At 61.6% G+C, this 20257-nt stretch carries 10 protein-coding genes; 2 read left to right on the top strand and 8 right to left on the bottom strand.

Annotation, left to right across the window (positions count from 1 at the left end; translation table 11 throughout):
• Positions 1-13: 13 nt before the first annotated feature.
• Genes M0814_RS07610 through M0814_RS07590 form a run of 5 tightly spaced genes read right to left on the bottom strand, consistent with a single transcriptional unit; the run spans position 14 to position 15499 of the window.
• Complete coding sequence (locus M0814_RS07610; protein ID WP_247868473.1) at positions 14-4288, bottom strand: hypothetical protein; 4275 nt, start codon at positions 4286-4288, stop codon at positions 14-16.
• Positions 4281-8324, bottom strand: coding sequence for a neuraminidase-like domain-containing protein (locus tag M0814_RS07605; RefSeq protein WP_103486335.1), 4044 nt, complete (start codon positions 8322-8324; stop codon positions 4281-4283). The genes M0814_RS07610 and M0814_RS07605 overlap by 8 nt, the downstream gene beginning before the upstream one ends.
• Positions 8325-8373: 49 nt before the next feature.
• The gene (locus M0814_RS07600; protein WP_247868472.1) at positions 8374-10656 is read right to left on the bottom strand and encodes a hypothetical protein; all 2283 of its coding nucleotides are present in this window, start codon (positions 10654-10656) and stop codon (positions 8374-8376) included.
• A 42-nt stretch (positions 10657-10698) separates the two neighbouring features.
• Positions 10699-11979 (bottom strand): Tc toxin subunit A, encoded by a 1281-nt coding sequence (locus M0814_RS07595; protein ID WP_247868471.1) that lies wholly within the window; start codon positions 11977-11979, stop codon positions 10699-10701.
• The gene (locus M0814_RS07590; RefSeq protein WP_103486336.1) at positions 11972-15499 is read right to left on the bottom strand and encodes a hypothetical protein; all 3528 of its coding nucleotides are present in this window, start codon (positions 15497-15499) and stop codon (positions 11972-11974) included. The genes M0814_RS07595 and M0814_RS07590 overlap by 8 nt, the downstream gene beginning before the upstream one ends.
• A 491-nt stretch (positions 15500-15990) precedes the next feature.
• Between M0814_RS07590 and M0814_RS07585 the strand changes: the two genes are divergently transcribed.
• Entirely contained in the window at positions 15991-16359 is a 369-nt protein-coding gene (locus M0814_RS07585) for a DUF6124 family protein (protein WP_103486337.1), read from the top strand.
• 147 nt (positions 16360-16506) lie between these two features.
• On the opposite strand, the gene M0814_RS07580 is transcribed toward M0814_RS07585, so the two are convergent.
• Both M0814_RS07580 and M0814_RS07575 read right to left on the bottom strand, forming a co-directional pair.
• Entirely contained in the window at positions 16507-16866 is a 360-nt protein-coding gene (locus M0814_RS07580; RefSeq protein WP_103486349.1) for a PilZ domain-containing protein, read from the bottom strand.
• A gap of 228 nt (positions 16867-17094) precedes the next feature.
• Positions 17095-17481 carry a hypothetical protein gene (locus M0814_RS07575; protein WP_003227608.1) on the bottom strand — a complete coding sequence of 129 codons (387 nt, stop codon included), beginning with the start codon at positions 17479-17481 and terminating at the stop codon, positions 17095-17097.
• 172 nt (positions 17482-17653) lie between these two features.
• On the opposite strand from M0814_RS07575, the gene pyk reads away from it, so the two are divergent.
• A complete protein-coding gene (pyk, locus tag M0814_RS07570; protein WP_003227610.1) occupies positions 17654-19105 on the top strand; it encodes a pyruvate kinase in 1452 nt (483 codons plus the stop codon).
• 262 nt (positions 19106-19367) lie between these two features.
• Here the strand turns inward: pyk and M0814_RS07565 are convergent, their stop codons facing one another.
• Complete coding sequence (locus M0814_RS07565) at positions 19368-20117, bottom strand: enoyl-CoA hydratase-related protein (RefSeq protein WP_103486338.1); 750 nt, start codon at positions 20115-20117, stop codon at positions 19368-19370.
• Positions 20118-20257: the final 140 nt, after the last annotated feature.

Raw genomic sequence — 20257 nt, 5'->3', positions numbered from 1 at the left:
AAACCATGAGTCCTCAGAAATCCAGCGCGAATTCGTACAGTTGACTGCTCATTCCTATTTCAATGCCCGCGTACACCCTGGTGCCCGTCTGGAACTGAATGTCGATGGTGGTTCTGCCATCCTCGCCCGTGATCGTCGACCCGAGTTGCGAGTTGTCCAGACGCCAGAACACTGTTTTGCGTGCCAATGGCACTTGGCGTCCATCGGTAATGAGCACCTGGAAAACCCCCGCGCTTAATTTTTTCATGTCGCTGATGCGCGCCGAATCCGGCCCGACCACCTCGATATCGATTGATCTCGAGTAGGGGTAATCGACAATGGAACTTGTCAGCGGGAAGACGCCCGGCTCATTCGCCAGGAAGTTACTGGCGGTGGAACCGCCATCAGGCCCTGTGACGGAAGACTTCCGGCCACCGGCAAAATCCCAGGCGACGCCGAGCCCGCCCCAACCGCGCCCATCGTCAGATCTGACCACCGTGACCTGCGCTGAAAACTGTTGCCGGGGATAGACCACTGTGCGATCAGCCGAATACCTTTGGATGATCGGGCCGTTTTCAACAGCCAGCGCCAGCAGCGCGTAGTCCCACCCGCCCTCGCCGCCCCGCACTGTCGCGGTCAAGGCCCGGATGCCGGAGGTATCAAGATTGAACCGTACGATCGCCCGGCCTGCGGCATCGGTGACTGTCGAAGGAAGGGCAACCTCCGCAAACGTCCACATGACCTCAACGCCGCTGAGCGGCTGCCCTCCAATCGCCGAGACAATCGTCGCTTGGGCGAGCACTTGCGCACCGGGATAAACCGCAGATTCCAGCATGATGAGCTCACTGATTTTCCGCGGTTCCTCGAGCGTATACGCCAAGGCAATCGACTCTGAATGCAACGCATCCCCCACCGTTGCCGTCAGCATGGAGGCACCTGGAATCTGCGGTTTGAACTGCACCCTCGCCATGCCGTAAAAGTCAGTCAGACTGGTCAACGTTCCCAGCTCTGTATTGCGCCAGGTCACCACGACTCCGGCGATGCCTTGACCGGTGATGGATGAGACGACCCGGACCTCTTCGACGAGTGTCTGCCCCCACTCCAGCACTTGCTGAACGGTGCTGCTGGCGAGCAGTTTGAGCACTTGCTCGCCGGTGCCCAGCGACATCGCATTGGCCGGTGACAGGCTGGCCAGACGCGCGGCGCTCAGGCGCAGGGCGAACCCTCCATCCATGAGGTCGGCGCATCGCAGCGTGTAGCGAAAACCAAGTGCCGATGGCTGACGGGGGACACCCAGTGCGGGCTCGAATGTCAGCCCCAGTTGCGCAGGCCCGGTGCCGGTCAGCCCCAGCGTCAGCTCCTGCTGCAACAGCGGGCTGTCCTCCTTGATCAACAACTCGAGCACGTGATTGCCCGAACGCCGCGGGAAGTAGGTGCGCGCGCCCCAGGTCTGCTCGAGATGGCCATCGAAGCGCACCCTGACACCTTGCCAGGGATCACTCGCCAGCGCCGTGACCCTGAGTTCGCGCTGCTCCTGGTAATTATCGAAACGGCTGAGCAACTGTGCTACGACCTGATGCTGACCTGCTGAGGTGGGTGCCAGGGCAAAACCCGACCAGCCGAACGCATCGGTATCGACGACCTGATCTGTATTGGCGGCGTGCCAGCGCACCGCGACGCCTGTCACTGGCTCGCCGGTAAACGCTGACACCACTTGCACCCATTGCCAGGCGGCATCCTGATTGATCACCGGGTCGACCGGGGTTTCGCGCCAGCCTTCAATCCTCACTTTATTGTGATCCAGCTGCATTGCATTCACTGGCGTTGCCCGGGCCAATCCAGGCAGGCGCAGCCGCAGTGAAAATTGCCCCGCAGCGGCACTGGCGGCGAAATCCAGCGTCCACCCGGTGCCGCCATCGGCGAGGGTCTGCGCCAGCTCAAGCGCCGGCTCGACAACGGCATTCAGGTCTGCGGGTGGCGTGCCCTGCCACTCCAGAAAGGCCTCAAGTCCCACCAACGGACTCAACGGGTTGGGCAGGAACCTGAGAGTGTGCCGCGCGCCAAGACACGGATAGAACATCGACTCGCCCGGCGTGCCGGGTACCTGATCGAGCATCACCGACAGTTCTTGCGCCAGATCAGTGGCAATCAGGCGTCCGAACAATTCCCGTGGTACCGAAATGTAATTCACCGACAACTGCAACGCGAACAGGCTGCTGAGACTGCTGCCCTGCTGTGAACTGAACGTCCACTCAAGGCCTTCGCCAAGTTTTCTGGGGACGCCGAGGTCGCTGACCGACAGCCCGATACGCGGATCCTCGCCCCGCCAGTCCAGGGTGATGGAATAATCGATGAGCGGACTGCCGGGGTTCGGCACAAGTTTCAAGGTGTGCGCTGTGCCCTTCCAGCACAGCAGCCCCAACTCGACCAGATCCACCTCGACGTCGTCGAGCAGAATCCGCACCTCGCGCTTCCACGGATTGCTCGCCAGTGCCCTCACTGCGAACGCTCGCTGCGTCACGACAGCCTCGGCATGCGCACGCACACGGGCGGTCACCACGTGCTCACCGGCTCGGCTCGGCTGATAGAGCACGCTGGCCCAGCCGCCACTGCCACTCACCGTCGAGATCGTGCCCTCGGGCGTGTCCCAGTCCACCAGCGCATGGTTGACCGGATCACCATCGCCGCTGGTGAGCACATGCACCACTTGCACCCGCAGCAGGACGCTTTCGTCCTCATCCACCACCGGAAATTTATTCGCCTCCTGCACGGCGCCGATGCGCACCACATTGCGCGCCAGCGACATCGGCTTCCAGTCCGAGGGCAACAGCAGTTTCGAACAGCGCAGTTGCAACTCGAAGCGACCATCGAGCTGATCGTCGCAGGTCAGGACCCAGTTCAAGTCCGTTGCGCCGACCGCCACCGGTTGCTCCAGCTGCGGCTGCACCTGCACGCCCAACTGTCCGGCAGAAGTGCCTTGCCAATGCAGCGCCAGCGTCGTCGCGCGCAACACCGACGGCACCCGCACCCTCAATGGATACGTCGAACCCCGGTTGGGATAACCGGTCTTCTGCGCCCAGGGCAAGGCATTGTCCTCGACCACTGCCAGCAGGTCTGCCCATGGATCGGTCGCCAGGACCTGGACCTCCAGGTTCGTGGTTTCAACCCCGGCGGCATAGTAGGGACTGGCCACCGACGCCTCGATGGCGAACGTGCCTGCGGCTTTGGGCCGATAATCGAGGTACGCCCAGCCCTCGGCATCGGTGGATGCCGTCCCGACAATCCCCTGCCCTTCGCTCGTCCAGGTCACGGTGCGCCCGGCCAGATACTGGCCGGTGTAAAACGAGGCCACCCGAACCCCGAGGCACACCGATTGCGCGAGTTCCAGCACCGGGTAATACGCGGCCTCCAGCACATCGCTGAACACCAGGCGGTGATGCCCCAGCGAAACCTCGATCGGGTACGGTTCGGCGCTGTACTGGTTGACCAGACTGGCCGTGAACACAAAGGGCTCCTGACCTTCGAGCAGCGGGCAATACAGCGTCCAAAACGAATCGAGTGGCTGCGCGACGCCCCAGTCCGGTGTTGCGCGCACGGCGCCTTGCGGATTGTCGTCGCTGATCAGGGCGACCGGGGTGTACTGCCACGGGCTGTCGGGTGCGGGCACGCATTCGAACTGATGCTGGAAGCTGCCGTCGGCGCCCAGGCACAGATACAACGGCGCGTTCGCTGACAGGTGCTCACGATCCAGCACAAATCTGTGCGGCACCAACGGTGCCAGGTGTATCCCCAGATGAATGCGGGTGATGCAGACCTTGCGGTAATACTCCTCAGGGTTTTCGTTGACCGGCGAGATCACGGTGACGCGAATCTTCTGCTGGCGCGGCAGCGGCAGATCGAGCGGAATGTTGTAACTGACTGGCACGAAGTCCAGAGGCTGTCCGCTGTCGATACGAGCCAGTCGCTCCGGGTTGCCCGGCGGCAGGGGAATTTCAGCCAGTGGCGCACCCTCCAGCGTGGTGATGCGCAGCGTGCCCGGATTGGCGTGGCGCGTTTCACACAGGAAACTCAACACATAACGGGCGCCGACGCCTTGCTCGACAGGCAAGGTGACCTCCTGCGCAGCCGTGCCCCGATTGGCGGCGGCAAGGAACTTGATCATCGTGCCGTCGTAAAGCTCCCCCGCGATCACCACCTCCGCCGTGTTGCCGCCCTTTGTCCAGCTACTGAAACCTTCGTTGAAGTCACCGTTGAGTAGCAGGCTTTGATTGGCCTCGATGTCCCGATCAACCATGTCCCGATCAACCATGATTGCCTGCTCCTTTGCCGTTACGTGGCTGACGCGAAGCCATGGTCCGGGTGACCAGATCCTTGACTGCCAGGGTGAAAGTCGGCTCGCCGGCTTTCGCCGTATAACGCACGCGCACGATGATGTCGGTGACCGAGTTGAGCATCGACGCCTGCGGCTGGTTTTTCGGCCACGGAAAGTTCAACTGCCAGCGCGACACCGCTCCGGTGTTCTCGAAGGGGTTGAGCAGACCTTCGTCCGGTCTGATCGCTGTCATGCCGTTGTCGGCCAGGCCCACCGACAGGCCGATCTGCTGGCCGCTGCGCAGATTGAACTGCACATCGGCCGGAGCGACCTTGCCCGTGGGCTGATGCAGATACGCCACCGACGCTGCCGAAGCCTTGGTTGCGGTCATGCTGCCGATCTGCAGCAAGGTGGCCTGGATATCCTCATACGGCCCGACCAGCACCGCCATATCGACTTCGAGCAGATTGAGCAGCCGGCAGTATTCCCCCGGATGGTCGCGGTCGAACAGCAACTGCGTCAGCTGGAACTCCAGCGTGCCCTTGTCGATCAAGTCGGCCAGCGCCTGAGCCCAGTCAGCAAACCCGGCCTGCGGATCGCTGGCATCATCGAACAGGCGACGCAGCGACACCGTCTTGACCCGTTCCAGACGCCGCTCATGGCTTTGCAGGTACTGGCGATCCATGCGCAACAGGTACTCGCGCAGATGCTCGCCGGCCGTCAGCCCATGGCGATTGTCCTGCCAGACCCGCGGCAACGGATCGCCGACCTCATATTCACCGGTTTCGGCGCTCAGCGCCGCGCGAGCACTCAGGCACAGGCTGACCACCGCATCGTAGGCCTGATAGTGCAACGCCTTGAGCTGCCCCAGCAGCCAGCCGAACAGCTCGGCGTTGCTGGCGCGTTTTTTCAGGAAGTTGTACAGAGACTGGGCTTGACTGTTGCGGCGCAGGGTCTGTTCGAGACTGGCCCTGGCGGCGCCCAGCGCGAACGTCTGCGCGTTGAGCTGTTCATCGATGGCTCGCACTTCCGCTCGTGCCTGATCGCGCTGCAGTTCCCATTCCCGGCGGCGCAGGCGATAGCTCTCGATCAGTGCCTGTTTTTCGGCGTCTATCTGCATGGCCGTGGCGTTGATCTGCAGGCCGAAGACCAGCGCATTGGCGATCGCGTCGAAGCGCATGCCGCCGGAGGCGACGCCGAATATGCACGGCCCGACGGCCAGCGCCGCACCACCACTATTGATCGCCATCGTGCCGAAATTCAGCCATTTGGCCGATTGCAGTTTTTCCATGACCTCATATTCGGTGTCGGTAATGTGCTCATCGAACCAGGCCTGGAACCGGTCGGCGCGCTCCTGCGCCATGCTGCGACTCTGGCTCAGCGCCGTCACCTGGGCCTGCTGCTGCTCGAGCGACTGCTCCTGAACCGTGCGGGCGTACGCCTCCAGTTCGCCCAGATATTCCTGCTGAATCTCTTCCAGTTCGGCGCGGTCGCGTTGTTCGATCAGGCGCAAGACCTGATTGCCGTATTCCTGCAAGGTCTGCACCGCGCGCAACGCCGCTTCATAGGTGACGCGCCAGCGAAACGCGCCGACCACCAGACGGCCGCCCATCGGGCGTGGCGCACCGCCGCCGCTGGCCAGGTCACGGAGCAATTGATCGGGATCGGTCGGCGGACTGAACAGCGGCACATCCAGCGGTTTGCCGTCCAGGGTCAGGTTGTTACGCAAGTTGTTCAGGCGCTGGACTGGCAAGTCGAACAGCTCCAGCAACTGCTCGTTGATCGGACACTTGAACGGTTCGTTCGCCAGCAGCCCCATCAGCGGCGGGGCATCGGCGGCCGGTGGCACATCGGCCAGAGAAAACACCAGCTCCTGCTCGAACTTTTCCAGTGCCGGACGCGTTGCGCTCTTTGCCAGCAACGCTTCCACGCTTTGCGTCTCCCAACGGGTGACGACCGTTGCAGACGGTGCCTTGCCCATGAGGAATTCGGCCTGCACGTAACACAGCTTGGCTGCCACCAGCGCATCACGGGTGAGTTGACGGTAATACCAGTCACCCCAGGCGACGAGGTTTTTCACGTACTCGCTGAACACCAGAATCTGATAGTGCCGCGGGCTGGCGTAGGCGATGGCATCCGGATCGGTCAACCTCACGGCCTCGCAGCCGGCATTCCCCGCCGCGACCAACGGGCGGCAGCGCCAGTAGTCGGGTCTCTGCGGCTCGCTCGTGTTGGCCCTTGCCTGGGGATCGAACAGGTGATGCAGCCAGTTCTGTGCTTCGAGAAAACGATCCTCGGCCCGCAAGCGCGTCGCCACCAGATGCGGCAGATGGAAGAACAGCTCCCAGAAGAACAGACCGTTGGCGCCGTCGAATGCCCCGTTGGGCTCGCGGATCGTACCGTCGGCCGGTGGCGGCTCCGCGAGAAACTGGCTGTCCCACTCGAGCACGGCATCCACGGAGATCTGGCTGCGCTCGACCAGTTCCGGGCCGAACAGGGAATTCAGACGCGCGAGTTGCAGCATGCCTTCTTGTCTGAAGGCGATGAACTGCGCCGCATCCAGCGAATTTTTTACCAGTGTCGGCGCGGGGAAACGGCGCAGTCTGGTGAACTCCACGGTGAATTTCTTGGTGCCTTGTGCAGTGTTACTCAGGGTGAAATCGAATGACGAGGCAAAGCCTCCGGTCGAACGCTTTAGCGTCATCCAGTCAGTGGCCCAGCCGCCAGAGGTGGACTTTATGACTTTAACCTCGTCGGGATCCCCACCCGCGCCATTGTGTAAAATCAGCTTGAACTCGACGTTGCTGCCGGCGGCTCCCGTCTTCTCTCGGCACAGGCCCCTGACCCACAGAAAATCCAGGTCTCCCACCTCGTTGAACACCACCTGCAAGGCGTAGTAAGCCGTCAGTGGTTTGTCGTCCTGACTCTGTACCGTCACCGTCGGCTGACTCTTCGAGGTCAGCGGATGCTGGACGATCAACTGATCGGTGAAACGGTGTTCCGCCAGGTGATCGAGCCAGCTGCCGTCGTCCTCGGGCAGCGGGCGAAACAGTACGTCGCGTGTCGCATGCACCTTGAGCGCCCCGGTGCCGTTGGTCAACAACACCCCCAGACGCCCCTTGGGGTGCTGCGCATCCGCCAGCGTGGTCGCAATCAGTCGCGTGTCCTCGCCGAGGTCATTGGCCGCCGTGATGCTCTTCAGACTCAGAGGCGCCGACCATTCGCCGCTCTGATTCATGAACGCCAGATTGATATCCAGCTTGTACGGCACGTCCTGCGCCTCTTCCCGCTCACGCCACTGCGCCCACACCACGCACAACCGCCCGCCCCAAAACACCGGCCGCAGATCCAGCACCTTGCCGGCCACCGGAATGTCCACTGGTTGCCATTCACCCCAGGCGGCCGGATTGATCGCAGTGCCGCCAGCCGTCAGTTCGATGTCAGCCTTGCGCCAGAAATACTGGAACGGCTGCACCCGCTGACGGCCAATAAAATAGTAGGTCGCGCGCGTGGCCGAGTCGGTGTCCAGACACGCACTGATCACGTCGAGGTTGCAGGTCTGCTCGAACGTCTTGAGATAATTCTGCAGGGCACGTTGCACCGAGTCGCCGTTGAGGCGCGTCTGGTTCAGGTCATTCTCGAGGGTTTTGAACAGCCCGCTCTTGCGTTGCCGGACAAACGGATTGATGTAGTTTTCCGGGTACACCGCAATCATCGACAACGCCGCCCAGTCGGGGAAATTGCTGTACAGCTCCCAGAGTTTCAGATGCTCCTTTTCGAAGTCGACCTCGGCGTAGCCTGGCTCGAGCTTGCGGTAGGCGGCATGGATGAATTGCTGGGCGCAACTGGTCGCCTCGGCCACCCATGAGCTTTGCACCGGATAGTTGTCGAGTGGGTCCAGGCGCAACAACTCGAACAGGTCTTGCGGCGTTTTCACGAAGGCGTATTTGCTCTTGGCGACGTGACCGATGCAGTACTCCACCAACGCGGTACGACGTTTTTCCAGCAGTTCAGCCAGGTTGCGCTGAGTCATGGTCGGTTTCTCCTGAGGACGGGCATCCACGCGCCCTCAACGAACGGCTTCATCGGGTGGTTGGCGCGAGGAACGTGATGGCGTCGAACTCGACCATCCTGTTGCTGGCATCGCTCAGGGCTGTAATCGTGAATTCTCCGCCGGTCGGGCTGGAGACAAAGACCCGCGTAACGCCCTGCGCATCGGTCTGACTCTGCACTGGCCGGAACACCAGAACCGCTGAAGGATCCTTGCTCTCGCCGTTCCAGCGCACCGGGCGATGGCGGCCGGGGTTTTGGTAGTTGTCGCGCAGGCTCGCATACAGCTCGACCTCCAGCCCTGCCGGCACCGGGTCCACGGGCACCTGAGCCATCATCGAAGGCGGGAAATCCAGGGTCGCGCTATCGTCGAGAACCTGCAGCGGCGGCGCCTGTTGGGCGTCGATCAGATCCAGCCAGAACAACGGCACCTCTCGCCCCATGACCTTGCCCGGCACGTAATCGACCTTCAGCACGCCGTCGGCATTGGTAGCGGAAGTCGCAACCGTGCCCAAAGTGGTCTGCCAATACACGTAGACCCCTTTCAACGCCTTGTCGGCAGCGTCCTTGAGCGTCACGGTCAGGACGATTTTGTCTGCCGGCTTGTTGGCCACCACCTCGGTCTTGTCGACGGTGCAGGTCATGGTGACGAGGGGTTCAGGCACTTCGTCAGCGAAAGACACCAACGGGGTGCGCGTCTCCGAAATGCTCAGCAAGGCGCGCTCGGCGGCAATTGCATAAGCACTCTTGTCGACCGTTTCCGGCAGGGTTCCCAGCAGGAAAATCGTCAGGGCGTCCATGCCGCTGTGTTCGGCCAGGACGCGAATACGCATCAGCAAGTCGAGTTGGCTGAGGGTCTTCAGGATCGCGTCGTCCGCCCCCACGCGGCTGACGCACTCACGCACTTCCTGCACGCTCCAGTCAAAGAACGCCGCGAGGCGCTGCACGGCCGCCTGCTGGGCCAGTCGCAGCGCATCTACGCTGATGGAGCCGGGCAAGGCATGAACCTGGCGCAGATAGTCGAGGAGTTTGTCCGCCGGCTGCTGACTCATCTCGAACGCCCGGGTCAGCACGCTCAGGTAATACAGAGTGCGCATCGACAGCAGGTGGCGGTCGTCCTGATCGATCCAGGCCTTGTGCCCGTATTGCAAAAAGTCTTCGAGCAGGCGCGCGCTCAGGTCCAGCTTGCTCACCACCGCACTGCGCCGTCGCAGATCGGCCAACAGACTCAGCAACGGATCCGGCTGCTCCGAGGCACGTGCCTCCAGTGCTTCGCGCTCGGCGCGTTCGAGCACCTGCGACAACAACTGATACACCGAGGACTGCGCCCAGCTCAGCACCCGCAGTGCCCGCTCGGCATCAAGTCCGGTGTACACCGTCAGGCATTCCCGGGCGACCGAGACTTGTGCTTCCCGCGCCTGCAACAACACGTTCAGCATGCGCTCGCCAATACTCGCAAGCGTGTCGGCGTCGACCTCACCGAGCCCGTCCTTGATGGCCTGATCGAGTTTTTCCCGGGCAAAATTCAGGTAGTCCGCTTCGGGCAACGACGAATTGACGATCAGTCCGGAAGCGTCGACCAGGTCACCGAGAAAATGCAGCCAGTCCAGGCCTGGCTGCAAGGGCACCCCCGCCGCCTGCAACCCGGCATTGCTGAACAGTGCCGAAGGCAGCAGATTGCGCAGCTGCTCGAACAGGCTCCGCTCCGCCTCGGAGGCAACCGCCAATGCCTGAAGCGGCGATACCTGTTGCAATACCCATTGCACCGACAGGTCGCGCTCCCTGCACCAGGACACGCAAGAGTGCAGCGCATAAATCAGGTTGAGCGCGTCCGGAACACTGTCGTTGTCACTGCGCTCGATGATGCGCGGTTTGCCTGCCAGCCCATTGAGCCAGTTCTCGCCGCCCAGCAGGGTCAGCATCAGCCCCCCTTCGACCGGCGTAATACCGAGCAGCCGTGGCAATTTCACCAGGCGGTAAAAACTCGAAATCACCTCCGGGGTACGTGTGAGCTGGTCACCCAGTCCATGTGCCCGAGCAATGACCACCGCCAGATAAGCGTAGGTCTGCAGGTCGATGTTCAAGCCACTGCACAACTGGCTGACGGTCAGGTCGGTCACGCCTTGCCCCGGCAGCACGGTAAACAATCCCTTGTCCAGCAACAACGGCTGACGGTAGCTGCCCTGACTGTTGAAAGTACGGTCGAACAGCGAGAGCACCGGGCCACGGCCATAGAGTGACAGGTCATCGATAAACGCCGCAAAGTCCTCGGCCGGGCAGTCATAACGCTCGCGCAGTGACTGGAACAGGCCCACGGCATGCACCGTGTGGGTGGAAATCCACCAGGGGACTTGTGGCTACTTACCGCGTTTTTCTGCGTTGATCGCCGCCACCAGCAGGGCATCGACCTGTTCGGGCGGCAAGCCCAGCCATTGATCCAGACGCAGTTTGCGGTTCATGCGTTCGTAGCGATCGATGCGGACCGGGTCCTCGGTCAGACGATGCGAAAGCGCTGCACCGTTGAAGTTGATGCTCAGCGCTGGAGATTCGGCAGCATTGAGATACACCGAACCGCTCAGCTGGCTCTCGTCACCCGCCAGTGGCGCGCTTGCGGCGTAGGTGACATGGGCCGAGCGTGTCGGGGCGAACTCGCGAATCGACAGCAAGGCCTCGAGGTCTTGCGCGCTCAGGCGGGTGCGTTCACCGAAAAACGGTACTTGATTGAGGTTCTGCCAATCCAAATTCCCCGCGCCAAAATTGTGCAGGTAATACGCCTCTCTCTCCTTCTCCACGTCCGGGGTGGGGGCTTGCGTCAGTAACTCACGCTGGTACGGCCCCAGCCGCGAGGCATGGCTCAGGGCCCGCCCGGCATCGTTGTCCCAGGCCTCGGGCTGTAGAAAATACGGATAGGCCAGATCCACCATGTGCGCAAAGTTGCCCACCGACATCCCCTGCTGACGGGCGGCGAAATCCAGCGTGACCCAATGCTGGTAATAAGGCAGGCCGTTGGGGTAGCGGGCGGTGATCAGTGCGTCTTCGAGATCCGTGTCCTTGTCCTTGTTTTCCTCGATGAACGTTTCCAGCACCGGCACGATGATGTCCAGCGCCGAGATCGACTGATGCACCGCACTGAAGTCGACCTGCAGACGCTTCAGGTCCTGGCGACGATCATGCAAATCCAGCTTGCCCTCTTTAGCCTCGGCAAAGATCCAGTCCCGGATCCAGCGCAGCAACTCGATCAGATAGGCCACCGGCGATGCGATCGATTCCAGTGCCTGCGGCGGGCACAAATCGCCGAATCCGGGGCTGAACAGTTGCTCGAAACTCGGCCCGTTCACCATCGACAACAGCCCACTGTCAGGACGCGTGAGCTGGGTGGCCGAACCGCGCAACGTGTGTTCAATGAACTGGCGCCGCACGAAAACCGCCAGGGCGTTGGCTCTGCGCAGAAACGCCTGGGCGTCCTCGGGCTGCAGCTGATAGTCCCGGACCAGCCCGCGCACGCCGCGCTCCACCAGCGGAAAAATCGAACCGCCTCTCTCAAGGTAAGTGGAAAGATCGGCGTAGGTCTTGCGTTGTTCGGCATCGAACACCTGCGACAGCAATTGTTCGACAGGGCGAATCACAGGCTCATTCATGGCCGGCTCCCGGTGGGGTTGCGATCTTGTCAAAACGTCCGCTCTCGACCCAGTCGGACAGGGTCGAGCCATCCGCGCCGTCGGTGACGGTCTGCTGGAAGCGGCACCAGTGGCCACCGGCGCGCAGGCCTTGTCCACCCTGGCTGCGCCAGCCTTGCGCGGTGACGGCGATGTTGGCGCTGAGAATCTGTCCGGGGTCGTACCAACTCACCACCTGACCCACTCCCGCGCGGCCGGTGCCGGCCAATTCGAACTGTCCTGCAACCCAGGCGCCTGCCGCCGGCTCATCAATCCCGGGCAGATAAGTGCCAAGCAATACCGGGTGCGCAACGGAAGCGTCCGACTCGTAGCCGTCGCGCGAAGAGACCGCTTGCAGGTTGTAGCGTCCAGCCGCCTGACTCAGCACAAGCGTCAGCGTCCAGGTGCGATCCTCGAGCACCGGGGCGCTGCCCAGTACCGAGCCTTTGCTGTTCGTCAGTGACGCCGTCACTGTGTCCTCCGGATCGCCGAACCCGGACACCACCACGCTGCGACCGACAAACGTGTCCCGACCCGGGCTTTCGATAAACGGTGCGGCCGGCACCACGCGGTAGGTGAGCGAAGGGCTGTCCTTCGACTCCCTGTTATCAAGGAATTGCCTGGCCTTGAGGGTGTAGGTGCCGACCGGCAGCACCACCTCGGCCTGCCATTGGCCCTCGGCACTGACCGGTATTTTATCGAGCAGCGGTTCCGGCACCCCTTCACGCCAGACCGACACCTGGCCATAGGGATCGCCGGTTCCCGAGAGCATGGCGGTGCGCGGCAGGGCCTGACCCGGTGCCGGCACCTCGATGACGGGCGGCAGCAGCACCACGTCGAAAGTGCGCACATCGCTGCGCGCTGAAGGCCGGTCGCCGATGGTTTGCGTGGCATCGATCTGGTAGGTGCGAAATTCCAGCCCGCTCAGTTCAACGAACCATGCACCCTGACTGGTCAGTTGTTTCGGCGCGCCCAATGCCCAACCGAACTGGGCATCACGCAATTGCAAGGTGGCGCCATTGAACCCCTGTTCGCCACGCACGAGCAGGGTGCGACCGGCCTCGGTGTTTTCCGCAGGTTCGGTGATGAGCAGTTTTTCCGGACTGACCCGAAAGGTTTGCGAGGCCGCCGGCGAAGCATTGCCGGCGACGGTCTGGATCACCGTGACGGTATGCTCCTTGTCCGGCGCAAACCCGACCGGGCGTTTGAAGGCCCAGTTGCCACTGGCGCCATCGGGCTCATGCACGGTGGTGTCATCGCTGTAGGTCAGCCTCAGTACTGCGCCGGGCCAGCATCTGCCGGAGATTTTCGGCGACAGCCCGTCGTCCTCGATGACGCTGATCTGCGGCGCCACTAACGGCACGCTGATGGTCATCTCCACCGGGTCGGATTCCAGGCTGCCGTTCTTCTGAACCACGAGCACGACCTTGGTCGTGTTCGGCTCCCAGGGGCTTGCAGGCCGCGTCGTCCAGTTCTGCGAAGTTACCGTTGCCGGCGGCGCCAGTTGCGCACCGGTCACCTTGTCCGTCACCACCACCGTCGCCCCGTTGATGCCCTTGCCGGTGAGGATCGGGATGTAGTCGACAACGCTGAAGCCCAGGTCGAACGGTGCCGGGTAACGATCGATCTTGACCGTGTATTCCACCGGCTCCGACTCGGCGTTACCCAGTGTCTGCACAAACAGCACCGTGCGCGTCGAACCTGGCGTCCAGGGCGCATTGGCCGTGGTCGACCAGCCCTGAGCGGTGACCAACGCTGCCGGAGCCAGCGCCGTGCCGTCAGCTTTATCCTTCACCAGGACCGATGCCCCCGCTATGCCCTTTCCGTAGAAGGTCGGTCTGTATTCGTTCACGGTATGGGTCATGTCAGTGGGCGGCAGCAGCTTCGAGGAAGCGGTGAACCGATACGCCTGCGACAGGATATAGCCTCCAACGTTGTCCCAGACTTTTTGCACAGCCGTCAGCTCGTAGGTACCGATGGGCCAGTTCTGTGAAGTGGTTTTCCAGGTGCCTGCGCTCACGACCACGTCAGGTGGCGCTGTTGCACCTTGCGGGCCGCTCACGATCGTGATCTCGACCGTGGCGCCGGTGAAACCGGTACCTGAGAACTCGACGGTGGTGAGGGATGGGTAGGTGACGCTGACAGCCGTCAGTGCTGGAGGGCGGACTTTGAATGAATGGGGCAAACTGAACTCGGAGGCAACGCCGGACACCGTTTGCCGCGCGACAATGGTGAACGCTCCGGGCGGCATGTCCTGGATGAACGTTGTGACGTTCCAGACCCCATTGGCACCTGCCGTGCCCTGGCCAATCCTGAATGAATGCTCGGCATCCTTGACGACTTCGACCATCGCGCCTGATACAGCCCTGCCCCCTGCTATCGGGCCTCTCGGATCGGTCACCGCACCTTCGGCCGGCGTCGTGATTGTCGGCCGCAGCAGCAACGTGAAGGATTGCACGGCGGTCCAGTCATTCATGTCACGGTGGCCAGCGGTCATTTCGACGCGTCCGCCGACAGGATAGTTGGCCTCGTTGAATCGGCCTTCCCATGAACCATCAGGTTGGACGACTGCCGTGGCGTGTAAAACGGCGCCCCCGGGTGTCATCACATCGATGACTTTGCCCTCAGTACCGCGCCCTTTGATCAGTAAGCCGTTGGCCAGGTTGAGCACTGCACCGTTTACCGGGGACTCGATGCGGGGAGCCACGTACGGTGGGGCCACCCGGATGGTGACGGCATTGGAGTTCCCCGAATACTCTCCGCGAATGACCTGCTCGGCGTGGAAAGACAGGATATTGTCCGGCAGGCTGGTGGTGCCCCCCCAGGTTCCATCCTGCTCCACGTTCAGCTCGCGGAATATGGTTTCAGTACCGTTGTACAGGTACTTCAGACGGATTCTGCCGCCAAAGAAGCCGTTTTTCCCGGCCACAGAGAACGGCATCGTCACTTCTGCGTTATTGGCGGGTACCTCGATGATCGGTTTCTGCGCCGGGTAAATATCCTGCCCCCAGCCTTCAGTCGGGCCCACGTCATTATTCTGCCCGTCATAGTTGACCCGGATTGCCAGCGTCACGCCAAAATCAGGAGGCCCGAGCGGGGAGTCGATATACACCACATAGTCGTGCCATAGGGTGTCTTGTCGCATGCTGTCAGGGGAATCCTTGCGCACCCAAGTGCCGGCCTGCAGGCCAAGGTCTATGTTTGCCCTATATACGGCGGGACCTCGCGTGGTCATCCTGTAACGCAAGGTCCTCACATAGATCCGGTTGTTCTCGAACTGGTACTGGCAAACCATCTGAGTTTGCAGTTCCGGCACCCGCGGGTGGGTCTGGTATAGCGTTGTTTCGACCGCTTGCGCCCAGAACACTTCGGAAAACTGCTCACCGTCACCCAGCTCCCGGAGCGACCCGTCTTCCATTTCCGTGACCTGAGCAGCACTGATCCGAACTTTTTCGGCATCCAGCCAGGTACTGCCTTTTTCGTCGTCAAGCGTGTCGTTCATGTCAGCAGTGCTCCGGGCAATCAGTCACTCACGTTGTGGGATCAACATACGTGCGCTGATTACGCGTCACCACTGTCAGAACTGACAGTTGAAAAGATCAAATAGGTCTAAAAAAACGTTGGTTGCTCACCAAAACAGCTAACGCTTGCCACGCCCTACTTCGACACGCGCAGCAAACTACAACGCCTTGCGCCTTTGCCTACAGATCCGCCAGAATCCGCCGGCTTGTGCGCTCTGGTGATGCCCCGTAACGTAGTCCGTGCCGCTGCCAATCAGTGGTCGGGTTTAGTCGTCCGGGGGATTCACCAATGTGTATAAGCGTCATCAAGTCGGGTATTCCCTATCCCCGCACTCGATGGTGGCTGTTCGCAGGGCGCCTTCGGGTGCGCCGGTTTTTGGTGATGGTTCCCCCCGGTCGACTAACCTGCGTTCAGCCGCCACCCTCTCGTTTAGTCGCGAGATCGTGCTGGCATCATTCAAGGGAAATCACCATGTTCAAAGCAACTCCGAATCCACCCGAAACCGATACGGTTTCCCCCTATCAATCCCCCGGTTCAAAAAAGCTCCACGAAGCCGCCGAGCGTGCCCTCGATCACTACCTCAAACCCGAATCGCCCTCGCGCAATTCCGTGGATCGTGGCATGCAGATGTTCCAGGTCGCGCCCGACATCAATCCCGAAGCCATCGCCATCCAGACCTACGAAACCTTTTCGTCGGTGAGCATTCTGCTGCTGGATCTGGCGGACAGCCTGGAAGACAAACCCCGGCATCTGGCGATGGCGATTTATCAGTTGAGCGAGATGGGGTTGTTGCTGGCGGAAAAGACGCTGGACAGTGAGCGGGCGATTGCTCTGGGTTAGCCCATAGATAGACGTTGTCTGTGCTGACGCCTTCGCGGGCAAGCCCGCTCCCACAGGGATGGGCGGTGTGTACACCTTCTGTGATCAACACCGGACACTGTGGGAGCGGGCTTGCCCGCGAAGGCAATAGAGAGAGCGCCGCAGACGTCAGGCAGACGCCGGCAGAGGCTGAAAACTGAAGTACTGCTTCAATGCCCGCACCAGCTGCGCATATTCCGGGGGCGGGCGCTGCAGGCTGAACCCGGCGTCGTAATGCAGGGGAGTCGCGTCTTCGTGGCACCACAGGCAGCACGCATTGAGGTCGATCACCTGTTGGCAACCATCGCTGGGGGGGATTTTCAGACGCAGATGGAATTCGGCACCGATCATCATCGGCAACTGGCTGATGAGCATCAGCCCGTCTTCAGACACGTTGCCCAGAAAGCCGATGGGTTTGTCGGTGACGCTGTTGAACACTCTGAGGAAGTACGGCAACTGATGCCGTTCGATTCGGCGGTCGGTAAACATGCGCAGTTCGCCATGCAAGGCTCCATCACAGAGCCGCACCTTTGCTTCGGAACGCGCCTGTATGGCAGCCGCGCTCTCCCCGCTTCCGGTGGGATGGTCGCCAATACGCCATCGCCTCAACAACGACCAGTCGCAGGTGTTGCCCCGGTTCAAAGTCAGGCTCCGAACCGGATCACTGGACTATAGCTCAGCTTGTACAACAGGCCAGATTTTGTATGACAACCACCCTCAGAAACGCTGTGCCGGTACCACCGCTGCCGAACTGCGGGTCGGATAATGGCCCAGGCTCTGCAGGGTTTCCAGGCGCGCACGGGCGCGGAAGGCGTATTCGCTGGTAGGGTACGAGGCGATGATGAACTGGTAGGTCTGCGCCGCGTCGATGTACATTTTTTGCCGTTCCAGGCATTGGCCGCGCATCATCGACACTTCCGGCCACACATAAGGACGCGCCCGGCTGTCGCGCTCGACCTTGGACAGTTCGAGCATCACCTGCTCGCAATTGCCCCGGTCATAGGCGCTGTAGGCGTTGTTCAGATGGTGGTTCATCGCCCAACGGGTACATCCCGTGGCGGCAAGGGCGCTGAGGGCAAGGGCGGCAATGGGCAACAATCGCATGGGGGTTCTCCTGTCTTGAGTTCTGTATCGACCCCTGGTCGGAAATCTTCAGGCGCGTTTGTCCCAAAGTTGCCACGTTCAATAAAGAAAACGATAAGTAGTGCATTCGAACAATGACTACACCCTCGGAGCATAGTAGCCTTCGCTGGCGCTTGAACTCAGGAGTCTTTGCATGTCCGTCCGTCGTACCAAAATCGTCGCTACCCTTGGCCCGGCCAGTAACTCGCCGGAAGTTCTCGAACAGCTGATTCTGGCTGGTCTGGACGTCGCCCGTCTGAACTTCTCCCACGGCACCCCCGACGAGCACAAGGCTCGCGCGAAGCTGGTGCGTGACCTCGCCGCCAAGCACGGCCGCTTCGTCGCCCTGCTGGGTGACCTGCAAGGCCCGAAAATCCGTATCGCCAAATTCGCCAACAAGCGCATCGAGCTGAAGATCGGTGACAAGTTCACCTTCTCCACCAGCCATCCGCTGACCGAAGGCAACCAGCAAGTGGTCGGCATCGACTACCCGGATCTGGTGAAAGACTGCGGCGTGGGCGACGAGCTGCTGCTCGACGACGGCCGCGTGGTCATGCGCGTCGAAACCGCCACCGCTACCGAACTGCACTGCGTCGTGACCATCGGCGGCCCGCTGTCCGACCACAAAGGCATCAACCGTCGCGGCGGCGGCCTGACCGCGCCGGCCCTGACTGAAAAAGACAAGGCCGACATCAAGCTCGCCGCCGAAATGGAAGTCGACTACCTCGCGGTGTCCTTCCCGCGTGACGCGGCCGACATGAACTACGCCCGTCAACTGCGCGACGAAGCCGGCGGCACTGCCTGGCTGGTGGCGAAGATCGAACGCGCCGAAGCCGTGGCCGATGACGAAACCCTCGACGGTCTGATCAAGGCTTCCGACGCAGTGATGGTTGCCCGTGGTGACCTCGGTGTGGAAATCGGCGACGCCGAGCTGGTGGGCATTCAGAAGAAGATCATTCTGCACGCACGCCGCCACAACAAAGCGGTGATCGTCGCGACCCAGATGATGGAGTCGATGATCCAGAACCCGATGCCGACCCGCGCCGAAGTGTCCGACGTGGCCAACGCCGTGCTCGACTACACCGACGCCGTGATGCTCTCGGCCGAATCCGCTGCCGGTCTGTACCCGCTGGAAGCCGTTCAGGCGATGGCGCGTATCTGCGTCGGCGCTGAAAAGCACCCGACCAGCAAGACTTCCAGCCACCGTATCGGCAAGGAATTCGAGCGCTGCGACGAAAGCATCGCCCTGGCGACCATGTACACCGCCAACCACTTCCCGGGCGTGAAAGCGATCATCGCGTTGACTGAAAGCGGCTACACCCCGCTGATCATGTCGCGTATCCGTTCTTCGGTGCCGATCTACGCGTTCACCCCGCACCGCGAAGCCCAGGCTCGCGCAGCGATGTTCCGTGGCGTGTACACCGTGCCATTCGACCCGGCCTCGCTGGCACCGAACGAAGTCAGCCAGAAGGCAATCGACGAGCTGGTCAAGCGCGGCGTTGTGGAAAAAGGCGACTGGGTCATCCTGACCAAGGGCGACAGCTACCACACCACCGGCGGCACCAACGGCATGAAAATCCTGCACGTGGGCGACCCACAGGTCTGAGTGATCAGCTGAAAAACCAAAGCCCCGGCATGTGAGTGCCGGGGCTTTTTGCATTCTGATCCTGAGGTTTTATTGGCCGACCCGGCCTCTTCGCGAGCAAGCCCGCTCCCACAGTGGGAATGCATTCCAATTGTGGGAGCTCACTGGCTCTGACAGGGAAATGCATTCCAATTGTGGAAGCACACGGGCTCTGACAGGGAAATGCATTCCAATTGTGGGAGCGGGCTTGCTCGCGAAGGGGCCAGGCCGGTCAGCGAAGATCTCAATGGCGTTTGATAAACCCGGTCAACGCCGCCAATGCCTCCGGCGAGCGCAAGCGTTGGGTGAACAACACGCCCTCCTCTTCGATCACTTTACGGATCAACTCGCGCTCCGGCGCTTTGAGCAATTGCTTGCTGATGCGCACCGCCTCTGCGGGCAGCTCATCGAAGCGCAAGGCCATTTCCCGCGCCTTGCTCAATGCCGCTTCGCCGCTGCCCAATGCCTCGGTGGCAATGCCCCACTGCGCCGCCTGCTCACCGCTGAAACCCTCGCCGAGCAGCAACAGCTCTGCCGCTTTGGCATGCCCGAGCAACCGCGGCAGGATCAGGCTGGAGCCGAACTCCGGGCACAGCCCCAGATTGACGAACGGCATACGCAGCCATGCATCGCGGCTGACATAAACCAGATCGCAATGCAGCAACAACGTGGTGCCGATGCCCACCGCTGCCCCAGCCACCGCGGCGATCACCGGTTTGCGGCATTCGAGAAGGTTGAGCATGAAGTGGAACACCGGGCTGTCGAGGTCGCTCGGCGGTTGCTGGATGAAGTCGGCGATGTCGTTGCCAGCGGTGAAGCACTCGGCGCTGCCGGTGATCAGCACGGCGTTGATTTCAGGATCGCTGTCGGCCTGCCTCAAGGCCTCGGCGAGGCGACTGTACATCGCGCGGGTCAGGGCGTTTTTCTTGTCCGGGCGGTTGAGGCGCAGGGTGAGCAAACCGCGTTCGCGTTCCAGCAGGATGGCTTCGGTCATCAGCGTTACTCAACATTAAAAAGGCTGACAGAGTTCTTTTGTGGTGAGGGGATTTATCCCCGATTGAGTGCGCAGCACTCACAAAATCCTGGGGCCGCTACGCAGCCATCGGGGATAAATCCCCTCACCACAGGCGTTCG

This window comes from Pseudomonas sp. MWU12-2020 (genome assembly GCF_023100605.1).
Lineage (GTDB): Bacteria > Pseudomonadota > Gammaproteobacteria > Pseudomonadales > Pseudomonadaceae > Aquipseudomonas > Aquipseudomonas fluorescens_H.
This window is presented reverse-complemented; position numbering and strand designations above follow the sequence as displayed.